The 23,898-nt window shown below is 67.9% G+C and carries 25 protein-coding genes; 8 read left to right on the top strand and 17 right to left on the bottom strand.

Annotated elements, in window-relative coordinates; genetic code table 11:
* Positions 1 to 41 precede the first annotated feature (41 nt).
* Both C5B85_RS06990 and C5B85_RS06985 read left to right on the top strand, forming a co-directional pair.
* Positions 42 to 1,556 carry a dicarboxylate/amino acid:cation symporter gene (locus C5B85_RS06990; protein WP_104285301.1) on the top strand — a complete coding sequence of 505 codons (1,515 nt, stop codon included), beginning with the start codon at positions 42 to 44 and terminating at the stop codon, positions 1,554 to 1,556.
* 121 nt (positions 1,557 to 1,677) lie between these two features.
* Complete coding sequence (locus C5B85_RS06985) at positions 1,678 to 2,040, top strand: DUF2834 domain-containing protein (RefSeq protein ID WP_104285300.1); 363 nt, start codon at positions 1,678 to 1,680, stop codon at positions 2,038 to 2,040.
* Between the two features lie 4 nt (positions 2,041 to 2,044).
* Here C5B85_RS06985 and C5B85_RS06980 read toward each other — a convergent pair whose 3' ends face one another.
* Together C5B85_RS06980 and C5B85_RS06975 are read right to left on the bottom strand one after the other, a co-directional pair.
* The gene (locus C5B85_RS06980; protein ID WP_104285299.1) at positions 2,045 to 3,073 is read right to left on the bottom strand and encodes a S41 family peptidase; all 1,029 of its coding nucleotides are present in this window, start codon (positions 3,071 to 3,073) and stop codon (positions 2,045 to 2,047) included.
* Between the two features lie 96 nt (positions 3,074 to 3,169).
* The gene (locus C5B85_RS06975; protein ID WP_104285298.1) at positions 3,170 to 4,147 is read right to left on the bottom strand and encodes an aldo/keto reductase; all 978 of its coding nucleotides are present in this window, start codon (positions 4,145 to 4,147) and stop codon (positions 3,170 to 3,172) included.
* A 102-nt stretch (positions 4,148 to 4,249) separates the two neighbouring features.
* On the opposite strand from C5B85_RS06975, the gene C5B85_RS06970 reads away from it, so the two are divergent.
* The 3 genes from C5B85_RS06970 to C5B85_RS06960 all read left to right on the top strand — a co-directional run bounded on the left by C5B85_RS06970 (position 4,250) and on the right by C5B85_RS06960 (position 6,451).
* Positions 4,250 to 5,140: a helix-turn-helix transcriptional regulator gene (locus tag C5B85_RS06970; RefSeq protein WP_104285297.1), complete on the top strand. Its 891-nt coding sequence runs from the start codon at positions 4,250 to 4,252 to the stop codon at positions 5,138 to 5,140.
* A gap of 83 nt (positions 5,141 to 5,223) precedes the next feature.
* Positions 5,224 to 5,694 (top strand): hypothetical protein, encoded by a 471-nt coding sequence (locus C5B85_RS06965; RefSeq protein WP_146077871.1) that lies wholly within the window; start codon positions 5,224 to 5,226, stop codon positions 5,692 to 5,694.
* 61 nt (positions 5,695 to 5,755) lie between these two features.
* Complete coding sequence (locus C5B85_RS06960) at positions 5,756 to 6,451, top strand: alpha/beta fold hydrolase (protein WP_104285295.1); 696 nt, start codon at positions 5,756 to 5,758, stop codon at positions 6,449 to 6,451.
* On the opposite strand, the gene C5B85_RS06955 is transcribed toward C5B85_RS06960, so the two are convergent.
* The 3 genes from C5B85_RS06955 to C5B85_RS06945 form a co-directional block, all read right to left on the bottom strand.
* Positions 6,448 to 6,720 carry a hypothetical protein gene (locus C5B85_RS06955; protein WP_104285294.1) on the bottom strand — a complete coding sequence of 91 codons (273 nt, stop codon included), beginning with the start codon at positions 6,718 to 6,720 and terminating at the stop codon, positions 6,448 to 6,450. The genes C5B85_RS06960 and C5B85_RS06955 overlap by 4 nt on opposite strands.
* Before the next feature lie 82 nt (positions 6,721 to 6,802).
* A complete protein-coding gene (locus tag C5B85_RS06950) occupies positions 6,803 to 8,797 on the bottom strand; it encodes a glucose PTS transporter subunit IIA (RefSeq protein WP_219819363.1) in 1,995 nt (664 codons plus the stop codon).
* A 154-nt stretch (positions 8,798 to 8,951) separates the two neighbouring features.
* Complete coding sequence (locus C5B85_RS06945; protein WP_258070636.1) at positions 8,952 to 9,833, bottom strand: MurR/RpiR family transcriptional regulator; 882 nt, start codon at positions 9,831 to 9,833, stop codon at positions 8,952 to 8,954.
* A 132-nt stretch (positions 9,834 to 9,965) separates the two neighbouring features.
* On the opposite strand from C5B85_RS06945, the gene murQ reads away from it, so the two are divergent.
* Positions 9,966 to 10,892, top strand: coding sequence for an N-acetylmuramic acid 6-phosphate etherase (murQ, locus tag C5B85_RS06940; RefSeq protein WP_219819362.1), 927 nt, complete (start codon positions 9,966 to 9,968; stop codon positions 10,890 to 10,892).
* 38 nt (positions 10,893 to 10,930) lie between these two features.
* On the opposite strand, the gene C5B85_RS06935 is transcribed toward murQ, so the two are convergent.
* The 5 genes from C5B85_RS06935 to C5B85_RS19150 are packed head-to-tail and all read right to left on the bottom strand — an operon-like array spanning position 10,931 to position 15,236.
* Positions 10,931 to 11,773, bottom strand: a complete 843-nt coding sequence (locus C5B85_RS06935; RefSeq protein WP_104285291.1) for an SDR family NAD(P)-dependent oxidoreductase — start codon at positions 11,771 to 11,773, stop codon at positions 10,931 to 10,933.
* A complete protein-coding gene (locus tag C5B85_RS06930; protein WP_104285290.1) occupies positions 11,766 to 12,419 on the bottom strand; it encodes a TetR/AcrR family transcriptional regulator C-terminal domain-containing protein in 654 nt (217 codons plus the stop codon). The genes C5B85_RS06935 and C5B85_RS06930 overlap by 8 nt, the downstream gene beginning before the upstream one ends.
* A 50-nt stretch (positions 12,420 to 12,469) precedes the next feature.
* Positions 12,470 to 13,561 (bottom strand): alcohol dehydrogenase catalytic domain-containing protein, encoded by a 1,092-nt coding sequence (locus C5B85_RS06925; RefSeq protein ID WP_104285289.1) that lies wholly within the window; start codon positions 13,559 to 13,561, stop codon positions 12,470 to 12,472.
* Between the two features lie 2 nt (positions 13,562 to 13,563).
* Positions 13,564 to 15,066, bottom strand: coding sequence for a cytosine permease (locus tag C5B85_RS06920; protein WP_104285288.1), 1,503 nt, complete (start codon positions 15,064 to 15,066; stop codon positions 13,564 to 13,566).
* Positions 15,063 to 15,236 carry a hypothetical protein gene (locus C5B85_RS19150; protein ID WP_181064320.1) on the bottom strand — a complete coding sequence of 58 codons (174 nt, stop codon included), beginning with the start codon at positions 15,234 to 15,236 and terminating at the stop codon, positions 15,063 to 15,065. The genes C5B85_RS06920 and C5B85_RS19150 overlap by 4 nt, the downstream gene beginning before the upstream one ends.
* A 155-nt stretch (positions 15,237 to 15,391) precedes the next feature.
* On the opposite strand from C5B85_RS19150, the gene C5B85_RS06915 reads away from it, so the two are divergent.
* Complete coding sequence (locus tag C5B85_RS06915; RefSeq protein ID WP_104285287.1) at positions 15,392 to 16,216, top strand: nitrilase-related carbon-nitrogen hydrolase; 825 nt, start codon at positions 15,392 to 15,394, stop codon at positions 16,214 to 16,216.
* Positions 16,217 to 16,429: 213 nt separating this feature from the next.
* Here C5B85_RS06915 and C5B85_RS06910 read toward each other — a convergent pair whose 3' ends face one another.
* The 6 genes from C5B85_RS06910 to C5B85_RS06885 all read right to left on the bottom strand — a co-directional run bounded on the left by C5B85_RS06910 (position 16,430) and on the right by C5B85_RS06885 (position 21,939).
* Positions 16,430 to 16,897, bottom strand: coding sequence for a Fur family transcriptional regulator (locus C5B85_RS06910; protein ID WP_104285286.1), 468 nt, complete (start codon positions 16,895 to 16,897; stop codon positions 16,430 to 16,432).
* 1 nt (position 16,898) lies between these two features.
* The gene (locus C5B85_RS06905; protein WP_104285285.1) at positions 16,899 to 17,735 is read right to left on the bottom strand and encodes a metal ABC transporter permease; all 837 of its coding nucleotides are present in this window, start codon (positions 17,733 to 17,735) and stop codon (positions 16,899 to 16,901) included.
* A gap of 2 nt (positions 17,736 to 17,737) precedes the next feature.
* A complete protein-coding gene (locus C5B85_RS06900; RefSeq protein ID WP_181064319.1) occupies positions 17,738 to 18,658 on the bottom strand; it encodes a metal ABC transporter permease in 921 nt (306 codons plus the stop codon).
* Positions 18,655 to 19,464: a metal ABC transporter ATP-binding protein gene (locus C5B85_RS06895; protein ID WP_104285543.1), complete on the bottom strand. Its 810-nt coding sequence runs from the start codon at positions 19,462 to 19,464 to the stop codon at positions 18,655 to 18,657. The genes C5B85_RS06900 and C5B85_RS06895 overlap by 4 nt, the downstream gene beginning before the upstream one ends.
* Complete coding sequence (locus C5B85_RS06890; RefSeq protein WP_258070635.1) at positions 19,461 to 20,573, bottom strand: metal ABC transporter solute-binding protein, Zn/Mn family; 1,113 nt, start codon at positions 20,571 to 20,573, stop codon at positions 19,461 to 19,463. The genes C5B85_RS06895 and C5B85_RS06890 overlap by 4 nt, the downstream gene beginning before the upstream one ends.
* Positions 20,574 to 21,030: 457 nt before the next feature.
* Positions 21,031 to 21,939, bottom strand: a complete 909-nt coding sequence (locus C5B85_RS06885; RefSeq protein WP_104285542.1) for a LysR family transcriptional regulator — start codon at positions 21,937 to 21,939, stop codon at positions 21,031 to 21,033.
* 92 nt (positions 21,940 to 22,031) lie between these two features.
* On the opposite strand from C5B85_RS06885, the gene C5B85_RS06880 reads away from it, so the two are divergent.
* On the top strand, positions 22,032 to 22,970 hold the full coding sequence (locus C5B85_RS06880; RefSeq protein ID WP_219819361.1) for a DMT family transporter: 939 nt from the start codon (positions 22,032 to 22,034) through the stop codon (positions 22,968 to 22,970).
* Position 22,971: 1 nt separating this feature from the next.
* Here the strand turns inward: C5B85_RS06880 and C5B85_RS06875 are convergent, their stop codons facing one another.
* Entirely contained in the window at positions 22,972 to 23,718 is a 747-nt protein-coding gene (locus C5B85_RS06875; protein WP_104285282.1) for a hypothetical protein, read from the bottom strand.
* Between the last annotated feature and the right edge of the window lie 180 nt (positions 23,719 to 23,898).

Raw genomic sequence — 23,898 nt, 5'->3', positions numbered from 1 at the left:
GAAAATCCCGCGAAATGAGAAATCGCATCGGGAGATCTTCCATGTCGGCCAACACCCCAGGCACCCCCACCTCCAAGGTGGCCACCGAAGCATCCGAAGCCGAGGTGACGCCGCGCACCAAAAGCCGCGCGCGCAAGCTCCTCACGTCGTTCGGATTCCAGATCCTTGCCGCCCTCGTCCTGGGCGTCGTGCTCGGACTCGTTGCGCGAGGCCTTGGTGACGACGCGGAGGGCAACCCCAACGGGCTCGCCGCGACGCTTGCCACCATCGGCAGCTCGTACGTCACGATCCTGACGGCCGCCGTTGTTCCCCTCATCCTCACCGCCGTCATCTCCAGCATCGCCCAGCTGCGCCTCGTGACGAACGCCGCCCGCCTCGCGGGCCAGACGCTCCTGTGGTTCGGCATCACCGCGCTCATCGCGGTGACGATCGGCATCGTGCTCGGCGTCACCATCCAGCCGGGCAGCCGCGTCGACCAGTCGCAGCTCGAGACCGGCGAGCCCTCTTCGGTTGGCACCTGGTGGAACTTCCTCACGGGTCTCGTCCCGCAGAACTTCCTCGGCATGGGCGTGCGTTCGCGCGTGGACGCTGAGACCGGCGACGTCAACTCGACGATCGCGTTCAACGTGCTGCAGGTCATCGTCATCGCCGTGGTCATCGGTATCGCGGCGCTGCGCCTCGGCAAGCGCGCCGAGCCGTTCCTCGAGTTCACGGCGTCTGCCCTCGCGGTCATCCAGAAGGTGCTGTGGTGGATCATCCGCATTGCCCCGCTTGGCACGCTCGGCCTCATCGCCAGCGCGGTTGTCAACTACGGCTGGGAGAAGCTGACGGGGCTCGCGTGGTTCGCGATCGCCATCTACATCGGTCTCGCGCTTGTGCTGTTCGTCGTCTACCCGATCCTCGTGAAGGCGCACGGCCTGTCGGTCGGCCGCTTCTTCTCCGGTGTATGGCCTGCCGTGCAGCTCGCGTTCGTGAGCCGCTCCTCCATCGGCACGCTCCCCCTCACGCAGCGCGTCACCGAGCGCAACCTCGGCGTGCCCCGCGAGTACGCATCCTTCGCCGTGCCGTTCGGCGCGACCACGAAGATGGATGGATGCGCCGCGATCTACCCGGCCATCTCGGCGATCTTCGTCGCCCAGTTCTTCGGCATCGAGCTGTCGATCATGCAGTACATCCTCATCGTCATCGTCTCGGTTGTCGGCTCGGCCGCGACCGCCGGCACGACCGGCGCGACGGTCATGCTCACGCTGACCCTGTCGACGCTCGGCCTCCCGCTCGAGGGCGTCGGCCTGCTGCTCGCCATCGACCCGATCCTCGACATGGGACGCACCGCGACCAACGTCGCCGGCCAGGCGCTTGTGCCGATGATCGTCGCGAAGCGCGAAGGCATCCTCAACGAGAAGCTCTACAACGCGCCCCGCGGCGACGTCGCCTTCTCCGACGAGACCGACGAGGAAGTGGAGGAGAGCATCCAGCGCTCCACCGGCTCCGAGTCCGACCGTGAGCAGGACGAGTTCGAAGGCACGACGCTGCAGGAAGCGGAACGCCGCAGCTAGCTTCTGCTCAAGCAGTCAACGGGCGCTTGCCCTCGGAACCCACCGCGGGGATTCCGGGAGCGGGCGCCCGTTCTGGTTTCTGCATGTGGATGCGCGGGGCCGGGCGTGCGACCCTTGCCGCATGCGCGCATCCACCTGGACTCCCCTCGCGATCTTCTACCTCGTATTCGCCGTGGTGGGTGGCGCCGCGACGTGGACGTTCAATGTCATCGCCGGCATGGAGGGAAGCGCCTTCATCGGCGACTACTTCGGTAGCGGACCGGCCGTCACGTCGATCGTCATCGACGTGCTGGTCGCGGCCACCGTGGGCGCGGTGTTCATCATCGTCGAGGGGCGCCGCCAGGGCATGCGGCGGCTGTGGGTCTACATCGTCTGCTTCGGCGTCGCCTTCGCGTTCGCCCTACCGCTGTTCCTCGCGATGCGCGAGCGGCACCTCGCGGCGGGACGAGGACGCCCGCGCAGCTCGACTGAGCAAGCCAAGTAACGGATCAAGCAGCCGCGCACTGCTCCGCAAGCCAGTCATGGGCCGCCGCGGGGACATCCGCCGTCAACACGGAGACGTCGGGCTGGATGGGCTCTGGCATGACTGCGCCGGTTCGGTCCGTGTAGCGAGAGGTCGTGAGCAGGATCTCCGACCCGTCGGCGAGCATGAAGCCGTCGACGCCCGTCGCAAGTCCGTTGCTCTTCTCCCCGAACGTCATCACGTTGCTCTGCCCGGTGAACGCGGTGAGCACCATCTCCGCGGCCGAGGCCGTGTAGAAGTCCTGCAGGACAGCGATCGGCCTGCCGGCGAAGACGCTCTTGTCGATGTCCACTTCTGAGTCGAAGTGCAGCTCGTACCCGTCAGCTGAAGTCGCGCTCTCCGTGGTCACGGTGATGGTGCCGTGTGTGCCGTCGCGGTCTACGAATCCCGCGACGTCGCTTGTATCGAAGAGCGGCGAGACGGCCCCGAGCATCGGGAACGCGTTGCCACCCCAGTTGCCCCGCAGGTCAACAACGAAGCCGCACGTCTCCGCGTCCGCGAGCGCGACCAGCCCCTCGACTCCGGCGCGCGCATACTCGGCGGCGAGCTGACCGTCGTGTCCGATCGCCGACACCGTGATCGTGACCGTACCGCCCTGCGTCGCTTCGACCGTGGGCGGGTCGCTCGGCGCTTCCGCGTAGCTTGCCTCACGCTCTTCGGCGGGGAGGAACCTGGAGTGCCTGCCCCCGGCGTCACTGGTTGCCGCCGCAATGAGTTCGTGCGCCTCCTCGAGCGACTCCGCCGCCGCACCTGCCTCAATGAGTGCATCTCGCTGGGCCGACCAGTCACGGCCCGAGTAGAGGCCGTTCGCTTCGAGGATGCGTGCGGCCTCTTCGACAAGCGCGGCGGGGCCGACCGTCACGGTCGGGCTGGGCGTCGGCTCCGGAGAGGCGCTGCACGCGGAGAGCCCCAGGGCGAGCGCCGCAGCCACCGCCAGCGAGACTCTTGCTCGCACACTCCGCCCGCCTTGCGGTTGAAGGGCGACGTTGCTCATGCATCCACCCTACGATCTCGTGGACAAGCTACAGCGGGGCCGCGGCAAGCCAAGTACGTCGGGCTTTTCGCGACCCCGAGCCTCACCGCGAACCACTCACCGGTCGATGGAGGCCATGTTCGCGTCGTCGTGCCGAGCGCCGGCCGCTGGCTCGAGTGCGTCGAGGCGGGCGATCTGCGACTCGGTGAGCACAATCGCGTCAGCGGCAGTGTTCTCTTCGACGCGGCTCACGCGGCGGGTGCCCGGGATGGGGGCGATGTCGTCGCCGCGCGTGAGGATCCAGGCGAGCGCCGTCTGGGCCGGCGTCGCGCCGATCTCCTCGCCGATCGCACGAACCTCGTCGACGATGCGCAGGTTGCGCTCGAAGTTCTCGCCCGTGAACCGCGGGTTCGTCTTGCGCCAGTCGTCGTCCGCGAAGTCGGCGACCGAGCGGATCTCCCCAGTCAGGAGCCCGTGGCCCAGCGGCGAATAAGGCACGAATCCGATGCCCAGTTCACGCAGCAGCGGCAGAATGTCCGCCTCGACGTCGCGCGTCCACAGCGAGTACTCGGTCTGCAACGCGGAGACGGGATGCACGGCGTGCGCCCGGCGGATCGTCTCGGGAGACGCCTCGGACAGCCCGAAGTACAGCACCTTGCCCTCGGCCACGAGCTCGGAGATGGCCCCCGCCGTGTCCTCGATGGGCGTGTTCCGGTCGACGCGGTGCTGGTAGTAGAGGTCGATGTGGTCGGTGCCGAGGCGGCGCAGCGAACCCTCGACGGCGGCGCGGATGTTCGCTGGGCTGCTATTCGCGTTCCGCCCTTGCTCGACGTGCGAGTAGAGGCCGAACTTCGTCGCGATCTTGACCTCGTCGCGGCGCCCCTTGATCGCCTCGCCGACAATCTCCTCGCTGAGGAAGGGGCCGTAGATCTCGGCGGTGTCGACGTGGGTCACGCCAAGGTCGAGCGCTCGGTTGATCGTCGCGATCGACTCGGAGTGATCGAGCGCGCCCTCGCTTGTGTAGGTGCCCGCCATGGTCATGGCGCCGAGTCCGATGCGGGAGACCTCGAGGCCTCCAAGAGTGATGTGCTTCATGGAAGCGAGTCAACGCGCATCCGCTCGACACAGCGCGGCCCTGGTGTGAGGTGCACTGACAGGGCCCCTCTGGGCAGTGAGCTGCGGCGTAGGGTCGCTGGCATGGACATCCATGACGACCTGAGCGCGTTCCTCACCTCTCGGCGAGCGAAGCTCACGCCGTCGCAGGCGGGGCTGCCCGACTTTGGTGGTCGACGCCGCGTCCCTGGGCTGCGCCGCGAGGAAGTCGCGCTGCTCGCGGGGATGAGCGCCGAGTACTACAAGCGACTCGAGCGAGGCAACGCGGGCGGCGTCTCCGAGGCCGTGCTCGACGGAGTGAGCCGCGCCCTGCGCCTCGACGAGGCCGAGCATGCGCACCTGCACGAACTCGTGAGGACAGCCAACGAGGGCACGCACCCGCAGCGACAGCGCCGCACCAAGAAGCAGCAGCTCAGCGCAGCCATGCAGCAGACCATCGACGCCATGTCGACGGTGCCCGTGTTCATCCAGAACGGCAGACTCGACGCGATCGCGACCAACACACTTGGTCGGGCGTTGTTCGCCCCGATGTTCGAGGATGACCGCCCACCCGTCAACGCGGCCCGTTTCCTGTTCCTCGACGGGCGCTCGCAGAACTTCTACCGCGACTGGGAGGCCAACACGCGGCAGATCGTGGCGCTCCTCCGCTCCGAAGCTGGCCGATCCCCGCACGACCGCAACCTCAGCAACCTCGTCGGCGAGCTCTCCACTCGCAGCGAACTCTTCCGCAGGCTCTGGGGCGCTCATGACGTGCGCGAGCACCGGGACGGGCTGAAGCGCGTGCACCACCCCGTCGTGGGCGACCTCGACCTCACCTACCAGAGCATGGATCTCGCCTCCGACCGCGGACTGCTCATGCTCGTGTTCTCCGCAGAACCGGGGAGCGCATCCCACGAGCGCCTGCAGTTGCTGTCGAACTGGGCGTCGACGCGTTCGGATGCCGCGAGCGCGGAGGCCGTCGACCGTACGGGTTGAACGCACCACCCAGCCAGCTACGCCACCCCAGCTTCTGAGGTCACAATCGGTACGGCCGATGCATGCGTGCTTACTCTCAGCTCGTGGACTCCCCCCGAACTCCCGCAGAATCGCCGCGGCGCGCGCTACTCCATGCCGCCTGGGCTGCACCACTCATTGCCGTGACAGTCGCGGCCCCCGCGAGCGCTTCGAGCACCACCACCGGCAGCCTGACCTGGACGTGGGTGCCCATCGCGAGCCCATTCCCGGGTGATCTTGTCGCCGCACGCTTCACGGTGAACAGCACCCTGACGGGCAACGCGCCGGTGACTTTTCGAGCAGCACGCCAGCAGGGTGATGCCTTCCTGTCCTCGCTGACGAATGCTGGCGGTTGGACTCCGGGCTCCGTGCCAGCTGGGATCTTCGAGCGCAGCACTACCGTGCCCGCTGGCGAGAGCAGAGGGATGACGCTCGGATTCGAGATGCCATCTGGCGCTTCGGTGGTGTTCGCCGCGACCCTCACCCAGGCACCGGGCCCTGAGCTCGAGCCGTTCGTCACCGTCTCCCGCCCCTAGGGGACGCATGGCCCCAGGCGCTTCCGACGGAAATGTCGGCGGCCATGGGTAGCTTCGCACCATGCACATCATCCTCATCCCTGGCTTCTGGCTCACCGGCGACTCGTGGGCACCGGTGACACGCGCGCTCGAGGCGGCTGGCCACACTGCGCATCCGCTGACCTTGCCTGGCAAGGGCCCGGGCGAGAACCCGGTCGGCATCGGCCTTCGCACGCACATCGATGCCGTGACGGCGCTTGTCGACTCCCTCGACGGCGACGTCGTACTGGTCGGTCACAGCGGCGGCGGCGCCGTGGCTTACGGAGCAGTCGATGCGCGTCCAGACCGCACTGTGAAGGTCGTGTACGTCGATTCGGGGCCGCTCGCCGATGGCGGCGTGATCAACGATGGCTTCGAATCGTCAGGCGGCGCGCTGCCCCTCCCCGACCGCGGCGTCTTCGAGGAACCCGAGCTCGTCGACATGACAGGCGACGTCTGGCGGCAGCTCGAGAGCATCGCCGTGCCGGAGCCTGTCGGCGTCGCGACCGAACAGCAGCAGCTGAGCGACGAGCGCCGCTACGACGTTCCAGCCGTCGTCATCACGAGCACCATGCCAGAGCCGTTGCTTCGCCAGTTCATGGAGGGCGGCCACCCCTACGTCGCGGAGCTCGCCCGTGCACGAAACGTCCGCATCGTCGAGCTCCCCACCGGCCACTGGCCGCAGCTCACCAAACCAGACGAACTCGCAGCGGCTGTGGTCGACGCCGTCTCCAACTAGAGGAACACCTGCAGCACAGCGAGGAGTGCAACCCCGCCCACGACCGTCGCGAGCACCGTGAGGCCGATGCGCATTTGCGGTCGACGGCGCGAACTGAGACTCCCGGAAGCCTGGGCGAGCTGCGTCGCGGCGATCAGCTCGGGCGACCCGGCAGGCGGAAGCGGCTCGTTCGAGGCCTCAGGGCCCGAAGCGGGCACATCCATCGAGTAGTCTCTCGGGTCAACGCGCTCAGGGAGGCGCTCGAAGCGGCCCTCACTCGAATCGTCCATGGTCGCCTCCTCGCTCCGCCCTCGGTACCAGGCAACGGTACCGAGAGGAGGTCCGAGAGTCCCGGGAGCACCCGCCCGCGCGTCAACTCCGCGTCGAAGTAGCCACCCCGACTGCTTCGACCGTGAGCGGAGGCCCGTCATGCGTTCGACGCTCGACGATCGGGAACGCGGCCCCGTTCAGCACAATCACGGGGGTAGCGAGCGAGCGAGCCTTGCCGCGTATGGCCTCGAGATCCACGGCGACGACCACGTCGCCAGCTTCGACGACTTCGCCCTCGGCCCGCTTGAGGTCAAACCCCTCCCCGTGCAGGTCGACCGTCCCGAGGCCGATATGCACGAGCACCTCAAGCCCCTCAGGCGTCGTGACTCCGAAGGCGTGACCGGTCGGGAACATCGCCGTGATGGTGCCGGATACGGGGCTCCGGAAGTCGCCGGAAGTCGGCTCGACGGCGAAGCCGTCACCCATGGTTCCCGCGGAGAACGCCTCGTCCTGCACATCCGACAGGCCAATGATCGACCCCTCGACCGGAGCGAGGATATCGATGCGCTGTCCCATGACCGCCTGTGCCCCGGAGGCGGCCGCCGACGCTGGCGCCGCTGCGCTCGGAGCATCCGCACCCTCACCCTTCGACACGCCGTACTCGTCCTGTTCCGCGTTGTGCTCGGCGAGGAGAGCCGGCGAGAACCCCCAGAAGTACGTGATGAGGAATCCGGAGATATACCCGGCAAGCAGCCCGACAACGTACGCGAGGATCGCGTACCCCTGGCCATTCTCGCTCTGCAGCAAAGGCAGCAGCGCCCAACCGGAAGGCCCGATCGCCGTCGCTCCGAAAGCACCCGCGAACTGATTGAACGCACCCGCGACCGCACCTCCAACCGCGCCGCCGAGGCAGGCCGTCAGGAAGGGGCGACCGAGCGGCAGCGTGACGGCGTAGATCAGCGGCTCCCCGACGCCCAGGATGCCAACCGGGAGGGCGCCCTTGATGGTGGTTCGAAGGGACTTGTTTCGGTTCAGCTTGAAGTAGATCGCCAGCGCGGCGCCGACCTGGCCCGCTCCCGCCATCGCGAGGATCGTGAGCAGCGGCGTGAAGCCCACCTGTTCGATCAGGGTCGCGTGGATGGGGATGAGCGCCTGGTGGAGGCCGAGCATCACGAGGGGCAGGAAGAGCCCACCGAGCACGAAGCCTGCGAGGAGACCAGAATTGTCGAGTAGCCAGATCGCTCCCGTACCGATCGCGGTCGCGATGTTCCCAGCAACGAACATGAACACGAAGATCGTGGCGAGGCCGGAGATGAGGAGGGCAAGTGTCGGCGTGACGAGGATGTCGATGGCATCCGGGATCTTCCCGCGCAGACTGCGCTCGATCCAGGCGCAGAGGCCGGCGGCGAAGATCGCACCGATGACACCGCCCTGCCCCGGCGCGAGGACGATGTCCCCCAAGACCGGGAGGCTGTACTGCACGTCGCTGATGCCTGCGAAGACGATGATCGCGGCGACGGCACCGCCCAGTGCGGGTGTGCCCCCGAACTCCTTGGCGGCGTTGATGCCAGCGAAGATCGGTAGGAAGGCGAAGAACGCTGAGCCGATGACCGTCAGGGCCGGCACCACCGCTCCTACGAATTCCGGCGCTGTCCCGACGGCGTCCCAGTTCACCAGGAGGCCGCGAACGGCCGCGACAATGCCGGCTCCGATGAGCGCCGGGATGAGCGGCACGAAGATGTTGGCGATCTTACGGATGAAGTTCTTGAACGGCGTGTTGTTGCGCTGCTTCTGGCCGGCCTTGATGGCCGCACCGCGAGCCGCGAGCGCATCCGCGTCGGCACCGGCAGCACCAAGCTGCTGGCGGAAGGCGTCGGTCACCTTGGTGACCTTGCCGGGGCCGAGCACGACCTGGTACGTGTCGTCGTCGACGACGCCGAGCACACCCGGGAGTGACTTGATCGCGGTCTCGTCGATCAGGTCGCGGTCGACAGGGCTGACGCGCATCCGCGTCATGCAGTTCTCAACTCCGGCAACATTGCCGGGGCCACCGAGCAACCGCAGCAGCTCGCCGGCGAGTTCGTCGTTTGCGCTCATGGGCATCCTCTTCTCGCAACATTGCTCGAATTTTGAAGAACAGTACCAGGATGCAGTCCGAAAAGGTAAAAAAGTTCCGCAGTGGATCGAGGTCCGGGCGAGTCCCGCCTGGACTCGAGAGCGCGCCTCCGCCTGCCGGCCGAGACTGAACCCTTCAGCCCCGCAGGACCGCTTGGTGCGTCTTCTCGATAGCGGCGACAGATCCCTCGTAGTCGACCTGCGCGACACCGGTGAAGAGGCAGTCCACGACCATGAGCTGCGCGATCCGGCTGCCGAGCGCTGCTGAACGCAGGGGTGTCTCGCGCGCCGCAGTGCGAAGAACGATATCCGCGAGCTCGGCAAGCGGTGACCGCTCGTGGTTCGTGATCGCGATGGTTGCCGCCCCGGTCGCCTTGGCGATGCGGAGGAACTCGACCACCCCGGCGGTCGCGCCGGAGTGCGAGATGGCGATCGCGACAGCCCGCTCGTCGAGGACTGCGGCGGCAGTCCACGCGGCATGAGCCTCGGGCCATTCGAGGGCGATGCGCCCGATCCGCGACAGCTTGCGCTGCAGGTCGACACCGACGACGGAACTCGCACCGATCCCGTGGATGTCGACGCGAGCAGCGCCGGCAACGGCCTTGACGGCGGCCGCCAGGGCATCGATGTCCAGAACCTCTGCGGTATCTGCGATCGAGAGCGTCTCGTTCATCGCGATCTTGGCCACCACCTCAGACAGCGAGTCACCCGGAGAGATGTCTGCCGCCGGGGCAACCCCCGCGCTTGAGGCGAGGCGCTCCCGGAGGTTCTGCTCGGTGAGGTCATGCCGTAGGTCGCGGAACCTGCTGTACCCGGCGCGCCTCGTGAAGCGCACAACCGTGGTCGTCGAGGTGCCGGCGAGGTCCGCGATCTCCGCCATCGACCTCGTCGCGAACCCCTCTGGGTCGGAGAGAAGCGCCTCCGCGATGCGGCGCTCCGACGGTCGCAGCGAGGGCATCAGCGCCCGAAGCTCGACCAGTACAGTGCGAGAACTCGTCTCTGCGTCACGTGTGCTCACAGTCCACCTGCTTTCCGGACACAGCGTAGCGAGGGGTGACACCCGGTTGTTGACGAAGTTTATTTACTTACAGAGATCTGATCGTGTACTTTTATAACGCAGGTTCGCACGGTAGCGAGCCGAGGATCGGAGATGCGCATGCCCAACGACGAGATCTCGACGCTCGCGGCCCTCTCGACCGAGGCGCGGAACCCTCGGACCGAAGACCTCGACACCCTCGGCACCGAGCAGATCCTGCGCCTCATGAACGACGAGGATGCGACGGTCGCCGGCGCTGTACGCTCGGCGCTCCCCACTATCGCGCGCGCCGCTGACCGCATCGCGGAGGCCAGGCGTGCCGGCGGTCGACTGATCTACCTCGGCGCTGGCACGAGCGGACGCATCGGGCTCCTGGATGCCGTCGAATGCCCCCCGACCTTCGGAACCCCACCCGAAGACGTACTCGGCGTCATGGCGGGTGGAAACCAGGCGTTTGTCCGCGCCGTGGAAGGCGCCGAGGACGACCCGGAGCTCGCGGCTCGCGAACTGGACGCGGTTGGCCTGCGTGCGAACGACGTCGTCGTCGGGCTGGCGGCGAGCGGACGCACCCCGTATGTCATCGGTGGCCTCAGGGCTGCTCGAGAGCGCGGCGCCGCCACCATCTCGATCGCCTGCAACGCGAACGCACCGATCAGCGCGGAAGCAGACATCGCCATCGAGGTCGTGACCGGCCCAGAAGTGCTCACCGGGTCGACGCGCCTCAAGGCGGGCACCGCCCAGAAACTCGTGTGCAACATGCTCACGACGGCGAGCATGGTTCGCGGCGGCAAGGCCTACAGCAACCTCATGGTCGATGTGCGCCCCTCGAATGCGAAGCTGGTTGACCGTGCGCAGCGCATCGTCGCCGAGGCCACCGGGGCCGCACGCCCTGACGCCGACGCGGCACTCGCATCCGCAGGCGATCACGCGAAGACCGCGGTGGTCATGCTGCTCGCGGACTGCGACGCAGAACAGGCCGCCGCCCTCTTGCGTGAGGCCCACGGCAACGTGCGCCTCGCCGTCGAGCTCGCAGCGGGCTGAACCGCGGCGGGGTATTCCCCCGCAGCGCTGGGCTCGCGTCACTTGGTGTCGAGTCCCACCAGCTCGGCGCTGCGCTTCCACAGCCCCTCGATGAGGTCCTCGTCGAAGATCTGCGGGTTCACGTTCGTCGCGTGGTGCCGTTCGTCGTAGTACTCCCCCGCCTGCCAGGTCACGCCCGGCTGGCCCGCGATGAACCACTCGAGCGTCTCCCCTCCCTTGGCGGCGCTGATCGTGAAGAGCTTCGCGAGCGGCGTCCGGTACAGGAGCCGCATGAGGCTCGTGGAGTCGGAGGAGAAGTTCGTGCCGACGACCCCGGGGTGGAACGCGACGCTCGCAACCGGCCGCCCCGCGAAGCCGCGGTGGAGGCCCTTCGTGAAGAGGATGTTCGCGAGCTTCGCGTCGCCGTACGCTTTATTCGCGCTGAAGCGGGCGTCGTTGTTGAGGTCGTCGAGGTCGTCGAGGTCGATGCGCCCCATCAGCCGCGCCGCGATGCTGGCCGTGTTCACAACCGCACCGACACTCACCTGCTCGAGGAGGAGGTTCGTGAGCAGGAACGGCGCGAGGTGGTTGACCTGCAGGGTCAGCTCGTTGCCGTCGACGGTTCGCGCCTTGTCGCCGAAGATGCCGCCCGCGTTGTTCGCGAGCACGTCGATCGGTCCGATCTGCGCGACGAGCGACGCCGCGAGCTCACGCACCTCGTCGAGGCGCGAAAAGTCGGCGACGTACGACTCAGCGTTGATCTCGCGAGCAACGACGGCCGTCTTGTCGGCGTTGCGGCCGACGACGACAACCCGCCAGCCCTTGGCAGCAAGGGAACGCGCTGCCGCAGCCCCGATCCCGTCGGAGCCTCCCGTGACGACAACCGTGCGCGCCTCAGCCACGAGCGTTCGCCTCTAGCACGCCCTCGAGGCTCGCGATGATCGCCTCGAGGCCGAACTCGAAAGCGAGCTCGAGGCGACGAGACGGCTCGAGCGACGTCGTCACCGCGTAGAGGGACGGGTGCCGATCAGGGTCCGCAGCCCACGGGATCGGCGGGGAAGCCGCATCCACCACCCGCCCGAAGGTGAGCCCTTCGAGCACGGCGATCGCGACGAGCGCCTGCTCGTCAGTGAACCCCACAGTCCGGAACGTGATCGCGATCGCCTCGTACACCTCGAGCGTCTGCTCGTCACTGACGGGCTCCTGCACCATGATCGGCAAGGCAAGCGGATGCTTCGCGAGTGCTCGCGTGTAGTCCTTCGACCACCGGCGCACCTGGTCCTGCCAGCTCATGGCGGCGAGCGCCGCGAGGTCCTCGTCGCTCGCGTCCTCGAGCCCGATCGCGAGCGACAGCTCCGTGCTGATGAGCGCGCGGATGCCGTTCACGATGCCAGCCCGCCCGTGCACGTGGTGGTACATCGAGGATGCACTGACCCCGAGTTCCTTCGCGAGCACCGGGATCGAGAAGTCGCCCTTGCGGTCGATCTGGTCCAGCGCAGCCAGGCAGATCTTCTCAGGAGACAGGATCGGGATCCTCGGTCGTGCCATGATCAGACTCCTTTGTTCTCAGTGCACAGCAACCCGCGCCGGCATCAGTCTCAAAAGACTATGACGCTTCTGGCCCGCTCGCCTCGCCTCATGGCCTCGAACGCCTCATTCACCTCGCTGAGCTGGATGCGCTCGCTGATGAGCTTGTCAACGGGCAGGCGACCGGCGAGGTAGAGCGCGGCGAGCTTCGGGAAGTCACGGCCAGGCACGGTCGAGCCGTAGTTGGTGCCGATGAGACGTTTCCCGGTCTCTGCGAGCGCGAGGGCATCGAACGACACTGGAGCGTCAGCCGGCGGGAGTCCGACGATGACGGCGGTGCCGCCCGGAGCGATGAGACCGGGCAGCGATTCGATGGTCTGCACTCGCCCGATGGCCTCGAACGCGTACTCGGCGCCGCCGCCCGTGATCTCGGCGACCTGGGCGGCGAGATCCTGCCCTGGCACGATCGTGTGGGTCGCGCCGAGCTCGCGCGCGGCCGCGAGCTTGTCCTCGTTGAGGTCGATCGCGATGATCGGGTTCGCACCGACGAGCTGCAGCCCCATGATGATGCTGAGTCCGACGCCTCCGGCCCCGACGACAACCGCCGACTCACCGGCACCGACCGCGGCGTCATTGACGACCGTCCCGACGCCCGTCGCGATCGAGCATCCGATGAGGCTCGCCACGTCGAACGGCAGCTCCTTCGGCACCTTGATGGCGGCCGACTCCGGCACCACCGCGTACTCGCTCATCGTGCCGGCGGTGAGGTACGGGTACACGGGCTCGCCGTCGAGGGAGAGCGGGGTTGTGCCGTCCGGCAGGAGGCACTCCTCGCTGCGGCTTCCCGTGCACACGTAGGCGCGTCCGCTGAGGCAGGCCGTGCACCGACGGCAGGGGTAGAACCAGCTGAGGATGACGTGATCGCCCGGCTCGACGTCGATGACGCCTGCCCCGGCTGCCACCACTTCTCCGGCCCCCTCGTGGCCCATAACGGTGGGCGAGGGCAGCTGCCAGTCGCCGTCGAGCACGTGACGGTCGGAGCCGCAGACGCCGGACGCGCCGAGCTTCACGAGCACGGTGCCGGGCCCCGGCTCAGCGACCTCGATCTCGCGGATCTCGAGCTCGCTGCTTCCCTCGAAATGAACTGCCGCCTGTGCGCGCATGCTTAGACCCCTTTCCGGGTGGTTGTGTGGTGAGTGGTCGTGGTCGCCGTGTCCGTGAAGGCCCCGATGCCGCGGCGCCGGTAGAGAAGCTGGGCCAGTAGCAGGTAGACGCCTCCCGAGAGCACCGTGGCGGGTGCGGATGCGGTGAGCAGCAGGAACAGCGGATGCGTCTCGAGGGTCACCGGGTTGTAGATCCACAGGTAGAAGGCCGCGCCGACGATGACCGAGACGATGCCGGCCCAGTTCACGCCGCCCGTGAAGTGGTACACGCTCTCGCCGCGAAGTTTGTACAGGTCGGGGAGGCGAACCCACTGACGCCGGAGCACGAAGTAGTCGGCGAGGATCGCCCCGCACATGGCGGCGAGGAAGGCGCCGGAGATCGTGACGAACACCATGAACTGCTGGTACATGAAGTCGGGGAAGAACGTCAGGATCGCGGGGAGCACGAAGAACGCGCCACACAGCAGGGGCCAGGGCACGCGTCCGAGGAGGTTGCCGCTCGCCTGCCTGATGGCGAGCACCGTCGAGTAGACGATCGACGACATGCTCGTGATGTTCGCGAAGGAGATGAAGAGCAGCATGAACGCGCCGAGGATCGGACCACCGAGGGGCAGCATCCACACTGTGGGGTCGGAGTCGCCGAGCGTGAGCGCCGCCGCCATGCCGACGATCTGCGCCACGAGCGTGCCGACGATGAGGCCCGTGAACGCGGGCCAGAGGGCGGCCTTCGGGGAGCGGGTCATGCGGGCCATCGACCCCATGACGGGGTACCAGGAGAAGCCGACCGCCACGTTGAACTCGACGGCGAGCATGAAGTTCAACTGCGGCTCGTCGAAGGGCGCGAGCGGCTCGGCGGCGAACAGTGCCTCCCAGGACGTGTTGGCGACGAGGAAGAACAGCATGAAGACGGTGACGAGCACGAGCCCCGGCGCCACGAAGCGGTTGAGCTTGCCGATCGTGACGGGTCCGCGCGACAGGATGAGCCACGCGATGAGGATCGCGACGAGGCCTACGACGGTCACGAGGAAGCTGCCAGAGCCGAAGTCGGTGCCCGCGGCCCCGTTGGCGACCTGCGTGACGGCCCGCCCCACCATGATCGCCAGCAGCGACGACCAGCCCATCTCGGTGACGAGGATGACCGTGAACACCAGCACTCCGACGCCGATGAGCCCGAACACGGGCCGCAGGATCGTGTACTGCTCGACGCCGAAGCGTGCGCTCGCGGCGGTCGCGGCAGGCACCATGATGCCGAGGCCGATCGCGTTGCCGATGACCATCGCGGCGATGCCGTCCTGGAACCCGACGAGCAGCGCCGTCGAGCCGCCGACGAGGAACGCCCACGTCGCGATCGCCAGGCTGAGGTTGACCCAGCTGTAGTCCCAGCCTGACCAGATGCGCTCCTTCTTGAGGAGCGGAAGCGAGCCGAAGGTCGCGGCCTGGTCGAGTTCGGCGGATGCGCCTTCGACCTTTCGCGCGGCTCCTCCGCGCTTCTCGGCGCCGCTCACAGGATCACCACGAGCGCGCCGACGGCCACGAGGGCGACGCAGGTGAGCGTGAAGAGTCCGATGTCACGGCCGCTCAAGGGGTCGTGCGCGACGTCGCCTGCTTCGGCGTTCGCGATAGTGTCGAGTCGTCTCGCGAGATCTGCGGTGATCTCCGGGTCGCGCATGTCCATGGGGGTCCTGCCTTCGCTGTCGAAACCAGATCAACCGAATTCATTTCGGTTTCGGCTATCCTGAAGCTGTTCCCCGACCGTGTCAAGAGATACTTCTCGAAGGGCACCCGAACGGGCGCACTTCGAGTGACAACCCCAACGATGTGAGGCTGGCAATGGCGCTGATTTCCGTACTGCAGGCACAGGGCGCCGTTGGCGCGGTCGACGACAACCTCAAGGTCCTGCGCTCGTTCGCGGAGCGGGCGGCCGCCGCCGGTTCCGACATCCTCGTCACGCCCGAACTCTTCGCCACCGGGTACGCCCCCGCGAAGGTCGCCGGCGAGGACGGCTCGGCCATCCGCGAGCGCATCGCGCAGATCGCCGCCGACCTGCGGATCGCGATCGTCGCATCCACCGTCGAGCACACGATCGAGCGCTCAGCTGGGTTCGCCGCCAACGCCACCACGGAGCGCCGCTTCATCTCGGCGTCGCTCTTCGCGAGCGACGGCAACGAGCTCACCCGCTACCGCAAGTCGAACCTCTTCGGCGGGGAAGAGCAGGAGGTCTTCGACCTCGGCGATGCGCCCGCCGAGGTCGTCGAGATCGCCGGCCTGAGGGTCGCGCTCGCCATCTGCTACGACATCGAGTTTCCCGAGATCGCACGCCGCGCGGCCGTCGCGGGCGCCGAGGCGCTGCTCATCCCGACGGCCGTCCCCTCGACGGGCGACGTCGCGGGCGGCGAGCCCGGCCACACCTACAACGCCGAGGTCATCTCCACCCACATGGTGCCGGTACGAGCCCTCGAGAACGGCCTGTACATCGCGTACGCGAACCACTCTGGCCCGGGATTCACGGGGCTGAGCACCATCGCGAGCCCCTACGGCAACACCCTCGCCATCGCCGGCCGCGAGGAGACCGAGCTGCTGAACGCTGAATTCTTGTCCTCTGAAGTGGCCAACGCCCGCGAGGTCAACACCTACCTGAAGGACCTGCGCCCGTAGCGCCAAGCTTGGAGCGCCCAAACCGCCTGCACAACCCCAAGGCCCCTCGGCACGAACCACAGACCTGGGCCTCGTGCATCCCTCGCGCGGGAACTGCCTGCGAAGGCCCCAGGTCTGTCGCGGGATCGCGAGGAGGCAGTGGTTTTCAAGCACCGGTTCCGGCAGGGACGGTGCACGGACTGCGCGGGGCGCGGCGTGCGCGCCGGAGAACTGTTACGCCTGCGCTTCCGCGAGCGCCGAGCACTTCGGGCAGAGGCCGAAGATGTCGACGACGTGCCTCGCTTGCGTGTAGCCGTGCTCAGCGGCGACGCTCGATGCCCACTGCTCGACCGGGTCGGCCGTGATCTCGACGGCGGCCCCGCAGTTTCGGCAGATGAGGTGATGGTGGTGTTCGCCCATCTCGCAGGCCCGATAGACGACTTCGCCCTCGGCGTTCTGCAGCGAATCGGCCTCTTCGCTCTCACTGAGCGCGCCGAGCGTGCGGTACACGGTCGCGAGCCCGATGCGCTCCCCCGCAGCAGAGAGCCGCTGGTGCAGCACCTGGGCGCTCACGAACTCCGGCGACTCCGCCAGGGCTCGGCGCACAGCCTCCCGCTGCCGAGTGTTCCGCTTGACGGGGGCCGCGGGTGCCGCGGGTGCCGCGGCGGTAGCGCCGCCCTCGCCGTTCGTCTCGTCACTCATATCAGCCGACCATACCGGGGGCGGATGCGCGGTGCGAGACGCCCTGCGCGAACCGCTGCGTGATCCCCTTCATGCACAACGCGATCACGAAGATCGCGACCGCGGTGAGGGCCATCGACCCGCCGGCCGCGAACGACAGCGACCGTGAGACCTGCAGGCCGACCACCGCGGCCGTGACGCCGAACACGCAAGAGAGGGTGAGCATCCACCCGATGCGCTTCGTGAGCAGCCTGGCCGCTGCCGCCGGCGCGGCGATCATGGCGATCGCGAGGATCGACCCGATAGCCGGCATCGCGACGACAACCGTGAGCGTGATGAGGGCCAGGGCCACGAGGTCCCATGTGCCCTCGCGGAACCCGGCCGCGCGGAAGCCACGAGCGTCGAAGCTCGAGAACAGCAGCTCCTTGCCGAACAGCGCGTACACGGCGACGACCACCGCCAGAGCTGCGCCCAGCAGCCATACATTGGTGGGATTCATGGCGAGGATCGAACCCGTCAGGTACGAATCGACGCGCACCGACTGGCCCCGGTTGAGGGATGCAAACAGCATGCCGAGCGCGTACCCGAAGCTCAGGATGATGCCAGCAGCGACCTGCTTGCCCTGCCTCGGCAGGCGAGACAGCGCCGCCATGAGCGCCACAAGCAGCAGGCTGAAGATCGATGCGCCCACGACGATGTTGATTCCCGCGACGGCCGCGAAGACGCCGCCGGGGAACGTCGCGTGCGTGAGGGCGACCGTGTAGAACGCTCGCTGGCGCAGCAGCACAAGCACGCCGACGAGGCCACTGAGGAGGCCGACAAGGGCGCCAGTGAGGAGGGCGAGGGAGAAGTAGTCCACGGTTACGAGACCACCTCCGGAATGACCGCGTCACCCGAGGGCGCGGCAACCCGGGTCGCCTCGGAGCGCCGCCGACTCGAGGAGCCGAGGGCCACGAGCCTCGTCACCGCGACGACAACGAGGTAGAGCGCAACGAGCACCAGCACGAGCACGGCGCTCGGGGACGCCTGGATGCCCGCATCCAGCGACAGCCAGAGCCCGGCCCACAGGCCGAGGAGTCCGCAGCCGACCGAGACGAGCAGCGAGACCGCGACGATCGTCCACACGCGGCGCACGAGGAGGCGCGCGACCGCGACGGGCACGATCAGCAGCGCGAGCACCAAGAGGTTGCCAACAGCCCGCGCGGCCGCGACGACCACCAGCGCGATGGCGACGTTAAGGACCAGCTCGTAGGCGAGCACCCGCATGCCGGAGGCCTGCGCCTGCTTGCGGTCGAAGGACACGAGCAGCTGCTCTTTCCAAGTGCCGACGACAAGAAGGACCGCGGCACCGCCAAGCACGCAGATAGCGACGATGTCGGCGCTCGACACGGTGAGGAGCTGCCCGAACAACAGATGCTCGAGGCCGGACGCGTAGTCGTCGACGCTGCGCGAGACGATGACGATACCGAGCGAGAACGCACCGGCGAGCACCACCGCGATGGTGGCATCCGAGCCGATGCCGCGCGCCGACGCGATGGTCAGCGCGACCGTCGCGACAAGCGCCGCGATGCCAGCGCCGACGTAGACGCCGTCGGTGCCGGCCGCAATGAAGCCGATCACCACGCCGGGGAACACGGAGTGCACAAGCCCGTCGCTGAGGAACTCGAGGCCACGCAGCGCGAGCGCCGTGCCGACGACTGCACTCGCCACGGCGAGCACGATGATGGCGATGGCCGCGCTCTGCACAAACGGCAGCTGCAGCAGGACAGAGAGGTCGGTCACACCCGCGCCCGCTCGTGCTCTTCGGCGTCCTCGCCACCCGGCGCGCAAAGCGTGCCGTGGGCGCCGCCATGCGCTTCCGTGTCGGCGGACGTACCGGAGAAGGCGGCCGCGAGCGCAACATCCGTCAGCGCATCCGAGATGGGGCCACCCGCGATCTGCCGTCCGTTGAGCAGCAGCACGTGCGAGCACACCTCGTGGGCGAGCTCCAGGTCGTGCGTCGAGACGACGATGCCGACCCCCGTCTCGCGGAGACGAAGCAGGGTCGCGATGAGCGCATCCCGGTTCGCGCGGTCGAGGCCGTTGAAGGGCTCGTCGAGCAGGATGAGCTTCGGCTCGGTCGCGAGGGCACGCGCCAGCAGTCCACGCTGACGCTGCCCGCCGGAAAGCTCGCCGAAGGTCGTGTTCGCCAGCTCGGTCAGACCAACCGTCTCGATCGAGCCGCGCACGACCTCACGGTCGGCGGCGCTCGGCCAGCGGAAAAGGCCCATGCGGCGGTAGCGCCCCATCATGACGACCTGGCGCAGCGAAACGGGGAAGTCTGGGTCGATGTGCGTCGACTGCGGCAAGTAGCCCACGTCGGAGGCACGCGCCCCGGGCGTCGCGCCAAGCACCTCGGCCATGCCGGTGGTGGGCAGCAGGCCGAGGAGCGACTGCAGCAGCGTCGACTTGCCGGCACCGTTCGGGCCGAGCAGCGCAACCGCGTCGCCCTCCCCCACCTCGAACGACACACCGGTCAGCGCGGGCGCCTCCCTGCCATAGGCAATGGAGGCGTCGCGGTACGAGACGAGGGGGCTTGGATGCGTCACTGCTGCGCAAGCACCTCAGGCACGTCGGTCGCGGTAGCGCCCCAGGATTCGATGATCATCTGAGTATTGTGCACCGTCGCACCGACATACGTGCCGGTCGGGGTACCCGGCTCGCCGAGTGCATCCGTCGCCAAGGCCTGGTCGCCCGAGAAGACCTTCGCGCCAGTCTGCGCGGCGATGGTCTCCGCGTTCTGGGGAGAGAGCTGCGTCTCCGTGAAGATCGCTTTCACGTTGTGCTCCTTGATCTCGGCGATGAGGGCGTCGATCTCGGCCGCGCTCGGCTCGGCGCTGTCGTCGAAGCTCGGCATGATCGAACCGACGAACGTGATGCCGTACTGCTCTAGGTAGTAGTGGAGCGCGTCGTGGTTGGTGACAACAACCCGCTCGGCCTCCGGCACGGCCTCGACGTTCGCGGCGATCCACGTGTCGAGCTCGGTCAGCTCTCCGTCGTACGCGTCGGCGTTCGCCTGCACCGCGGCGGCGTCGATGCCGGGCAGCTCCTCGAGGTGCGCCGCGATCTCGGCTGCCATGAGCTTGGCGTTGGCGGGCGAGGTCCACGTGTGCGGGTTGCCTTCGCCGTGGGCCTCTTCGTCGGCGTGGGCTTCCTCGGCGTGTGCTTCCTCGGCGTGGGTCTCTTCTTCGTGGCTGTGCTCTTCGCCCTCGGCGTGGTCGTGGCCTTCCTCGGCATGCGCTTCCTCGCCGTGGTCGTGCTCGTGGCTGCCCGAGAGGGTGACGTTGGCGGATGCATCCACTACCTCGCCCGCGTATCCGCTCGACGAAACGGCCGCGTCGAGCCACTCCTCGAGGCCAGCGCCGCTCGAGACGACAAGGTCGGCCGAGCCGAGCGCGACGAGATCAGCGGGGGTCGGCTCGAAGCTGTGTGCGCTCATCCCTGGCTGGAGGAGCTGCGTGACCTCGACGTTCAGGCCGTCGGTGAGCTCGCGCGTGAAGTCGGCGACCTGCGTTGTCGTCGCGACGACCGTGAACGCCTCACCATCCGCGGTGGGGGCAGCGGATGCATCGGTGCCGGCCGCGGGGCCAGAGCAGGCAGCGAGGGCAAGCGTCGAGAGTCCGGCGAGGGCGATGAGGGCGGGGGCGCGAAGGTTCACCAGTGGAGTGTAATTCGTACTGAGAATCAATGTCAATTGCGCTCGGTGGACACACCGTTCAGCCGCGTGCGCCTCCGACAAAGTTGTGGGTCTCTGCGGTTCAAGCCCGCCCCAACGACATCCCGCCACAACTCTCTCGCGCAGCCGCCGCCGCCGCCGCAGCCGCAGCCGCCGCCGCCGCCCGCCAGCGGCCGCACGGGCCAAGAGCACCACCCGCCAAAGTTGTGGCGAAGCGCGCTTCAAGGAAACCTGAAGTGCATCCAGCCACAACTCTGGCCAGCAATTTCGCGCGGCCCGCCCCGACGGTGCCGCCCGGGTTGCAACGCCCGGGTTGCAGCGCCTGGGTTGCAGCCTCGCGGGCGCACCTCGGTCAGAGTTGTGGGTGGATGCAGTTGAAGCCCGCCCCGATGACATACAGCCACAACCTTGTCGCACGAGGCAGCCCCGCAGACCGCTCCTACGGCGTCGGCGTCGCCTGGCTTGCCGCCTCGGTGAGCGCCTCCCGGAACGCGCGGATCGCAGGATGCTTGGCCCGCCCGTCGCGCACGGCCGTGAACAGCACCCGGTGCGGGTCGCCAGGCAACGCGACAAGGCGCATCCCAGCCAGATGCTGGGCGGCGATGATCTCCGACATGAACGACACCGCGTGGCCCGTGCGCACGAGGTGCGCGTGCAGCAGCGGGTCGGTCGTCTCGAAGCGGACAATCGCCTCGAACCCAGCCGCGCGGCACGTAGCCCGCTCCCAGCGCCCGGTCGTGCTGCTCTCCGGGTCGACGGCCCAGGATGCGCCCGACAGGGCCGTGATGTCGCTGTCGAGTGCAGAGAACGGACCCGTCGTCGGCATGGCAAGGCGCAGCGCATCCGTCGTGAAGTCTTCACGGTGGACGCCCGCGCGATGCGGCTCGGGCACTCCCGGGTACTCCTCCCCGAGAATCAGGTCGAAATCGTGCGCAAGCAACCCCTCGTAAGCGCTGGTCACCTCACGTTGCGTGATCTCCACCTGCAGCTCGGGGTGCCGCTCGGCCAGGAGCGTGAGTGCGATCGGGCCGATCGAGAGCAGCACGCTCTGGAACGAGGCGACACGCAGTGTGCCGCGTACCTCGGTCTGCGCCGCCGCGAGCTCGGCCTCCGCACGCTCGAGGCGCGCGAGCACAACTTCCGTGTGCTCGACGAGCGCGATCGCATCCGCGGTGAGCAGCACGCGCCGCCCCGAGCGCTCAAGCAACGGCACGCCGACCTCTCGCTCGAGCACCGCGAGCTGCTGCGAGATCGCGGACGGCGTGTACGAAAGCGAGCGAGCGACCTCGGTCAGCGTGCCGAGGCGACGAAGTTCGCGAAGCATGCGCAGGCGGGAGAGGTTGAGCACGCGCTGCACCCCTTCTTTGTTAGCTGCGCTACACGATATGCGTGAGTGACGTTCACTAGACTAAACGAGCGCTGCGGCTCGAGAGTTGGTCCATGACCCCACCAGCGACGCGACCGACCGCGCCGGCCACAGCCGGCCTCGGAACCGGCACCGGAACGCGCCCCGGCATCCGCCCAAGCGGCACCATGCCGGCCGTGGCGATGATCCTCGCCTCGTGCGTCTCCCTGCAATTCGGAGCGGCCCTCGCCATGCAGCTCTTCCCCGAGCTCGGCAGCTGGGGAGTCACCACACTGCGACTCCTGCTGGCGGCCGGGGTGCTGCTGCTCGTGGCCCGCCCCCGCGCCCTCAGCTGGTCGAGACGACAGTGGATGCACGTGCTGCTGTTCGGGGTCGCGATCGCGGGCATGAACGGCTTCTTTTTCGCGTCGATCGCGCTCATCCCGCTTGGGCCGGCCGTGGCGATCGAGTTCATCGGCCCGCTGACACTCGCCGCCGTTCTCTCACGCAAGCCTCGCCACCTGGTCTGGGTGGGACTCGCGCTTGCCGGCATGGCGCTCCTCGGCGTCGAGAGCCTCGACTCGGGCGAGCCCCTCAACCCGCTCGGCGTGCTCTTCACGCTCATCGCGGGGGCGTTCTGGGCCGGCTACATCCTCATGGGCGCGCGGGTCGGCGCCTCGGTACCCGGCACGGGTGGCCTCGCGGTCGCGTTCCTCGCTGCGGGCATGCTGACGCTGCCGCTCGGGTTCGGCGGCGTTGCAACCGCGATTGCGACGCCCTGGCTCCTGCTGCTGGCGTTTGGCACGGCGATGCTGTCGTCGGTCGTGCCGTACTCGCTGGAGTTCGCGGCGCTCCGGCGCGTGCCGAAGCACGTCTTCGGGGTGCTGCTCAGCCTCGAGCCCGTCATGGCGGCGCTCTCCGGCTGGATGCTCCTCGGCCAACAGGTTGGCCCGCTCGTCGTCCTGGCTATCTTCCTCGTTGTGACCGCGAGCGCCGGGTCTACGCTCGGCTCAGCAAGGGATCAGGAAACCTAATTCAGGCGCCAGAGCGACGGCACGCGACCAGGGTCGGCTTGACGTACCAGTCGTCGTTGTTGCCGGAGTTCGTGCCCACAACCATGTTGAAGCGCATGCGCAGCTCAACCGTGCCAGTGGACGGAGCAGTGTAGGTGACCGTCGTGGTGTAGACAGCACCCGCGACTCCGGCGTACCCGGGCGCGTTCGCCCGTGCGCCACCGACTGTGCAGCTCGCTGGCGGGTTCATGAAGATACTCGGGTTCGTATCTGCTGCAGTCTGTGTGTGTCCGCGGAACAGCACCTGGCGGGTGGTACCCGTGCCGATGTCGAAGATCGCGGTCGAGTTGATGGTTGTGCACGTTGCTCCCCCGCCGGCCGCGACGTATCCCTTCCCTGCCTGGACGTTGAACTGGATCGTGTACTGGGTGTTGGCGACGACGCTCATCTGGACCGTACTCGTGACGAGGGTCGCACCCGACGCGACTGCGGCGGAGTCGGTGTAGGCGCGGAAAAACGGCGTGCCAACGTTCGGACTCGGCGTGGCCGAACTGGTCCACGCCGAGGGCGCGGCGTTCGGGTTCGAGCCGAGGGTCGTCACCCAGCCCGTCGTACCGGTTCCGTTTGCCTGTGGGATCTGCGTAGGGGTGCACGGCACCACGCGCGAAGCGGCGGCGGCGGGCGTCATCGCGGCGGCGGCCACGACTGGCGCGGCCCACGCACCCGCGGTGAGAATGCTGCGTCGGGAGGATTGCTGATTTTCAGGCATGACTAAGTTTCTCCGGGGTGGGGGCACAAGGAGGGGAGGAGCTTCGGAGAGCTTACCGAACGATCAGTCCGAAGGACTAGCGAAGATTGGGGAGAAGTTTCAGCACAGACACAGTGCTGTCAGCGCCGGGCACTCCCCCGTAACGCGCGCCGGAGAGCGATCCCCGGCGCGCACGGTTAA

Source organism: Pseudoclavibacter sp. AY1F1, assembly GCF_002931075.1.
Classification (GTDB): domain Bacteria; phylum Actinomycetota; class Actinomycetes; order Actinomycetales; family Microbacteriaceae; genus Pseudoclavibacter.
This window is presented reverse-complemented; position numbering and strand designations above follow the sequence as displayed.

Excerpts from the sequence above, each read along its gene's own strand:
- C5B85_RS06955 (WP_104285294.1), bottom strand. The coding sequence starts at position 6,720 with ATGGACGATTCGAGTGAGGGCCGCTTCGAGCGCCTCCCTGAGCGCGTT.
- C5B85_RS06970 (WP_104285297.1), top strand. The coding sequence starts at position 4,250 with ATGGACATCCATGACGACCTGAGCGCGTTCCTCACCTCTCGGCGAGCG.
- murQ (WP_219819362.1), top strand. The coding sequence starts at position 9,966 with ATGCGCATGCCCAACGACGAGATCTCGACGCTCGCGGCCCTCTCGACC.
- C5B85_RS06975 (WP_104285298.1), bottom strand. The coding sequence starts at position 4,147 with ATGAAGCACATCACTCTTGGAGGCCTCGAGGTCTCCCGCATCGGACTC.
- C5B85_RS06980 (WP_104285299.1), bottom strand. The coding sequence starts at position 3,073 with ATGAGCAACGTCGCCCTTCAACCGCAAGGCGGGCGGAGTGTGCGAGCA.
- C5B85_RS06950 (WP_219819363.1), bottom strand. The coding sequence starts at position 8,797 with ATGAGCGCAAACGACGAACTCGCCGGCGAGCTGCTGCGGTTGCTCGGT.
- C5B85_RS19150 (WP_181064320.1), bottom strand. The coding sequence starts at position 15,236 with ATGGACATGCGCGACCCGGAGATCACCGCAGATCTCGCGAGACGACTC.
- C5B85_RS06985 (WP_104285300.1), top strand. The coding sequence starts at position 1,678 with ATGCGCGCATCCACCTGGACTCCCCTCGCGATCTTCTACCTCGTATTC.
- C5B85_RS06990 (WP_104285301.1), top strand. The coding sequence starts at position 42 with ATGTCGGCCAACACCCCAGGCACCCCCACCTCCAAGGTGGCCACCGAA.
- C5B85_RS06915 (WP_104285287.1), top strand. The coding sequence starts at position 15,392 with ATGGCGCTGATTTCCGTACTGCAGGCACAGGGCGCCGTTGGCGCGGTC.
- C5B85_RS06910 (WP_104285286.1), bottom strand. The coding sequence starts at position 16,897 with ATGAGTGACGAGACGAACGGCGAGGGCGGCGCTACCGCCGCGGCACCC.
- C5B85_RS06925 (WP_104285289.1), bottom strand. The coding sequence starts at position 13,561 with ATGCGCGCACAGGCGGCAGTTCATTTCGAGGGAAGCAGCGAGCTCGAG.
- C5B85_RS06875 (WP_104285282.1), bottom strand. The coding sequence starts at position 23,718 with ATGCCTGAAAATCAGCAATCCTCCCGACGCAGCATTCTCACCGCGGGT.
- C5B85_RS06930 (WP_104285290.1), bottom strand. The coding sequence starts at position 12,419 with ATGGCACGACCGAGGATCCCGATCCTGTCTCCTGAGAAGATCTGCCTG.
- C5B85_RS06880 (WP_219819361.1), top strand. The coding sequence starts at position 22,032 with ATGACCCCACCAGCGACGCGACCGACCGCGCCGGCCACAGCCGGCCTC.
- C5B85_RS06960 (WP_104285295.1), top strand. The coding sequence starts at position 5,756 with ATGCACATCATCCTCATCCCTGGCTTCTGGCTCACCGGCGACTCGTGG.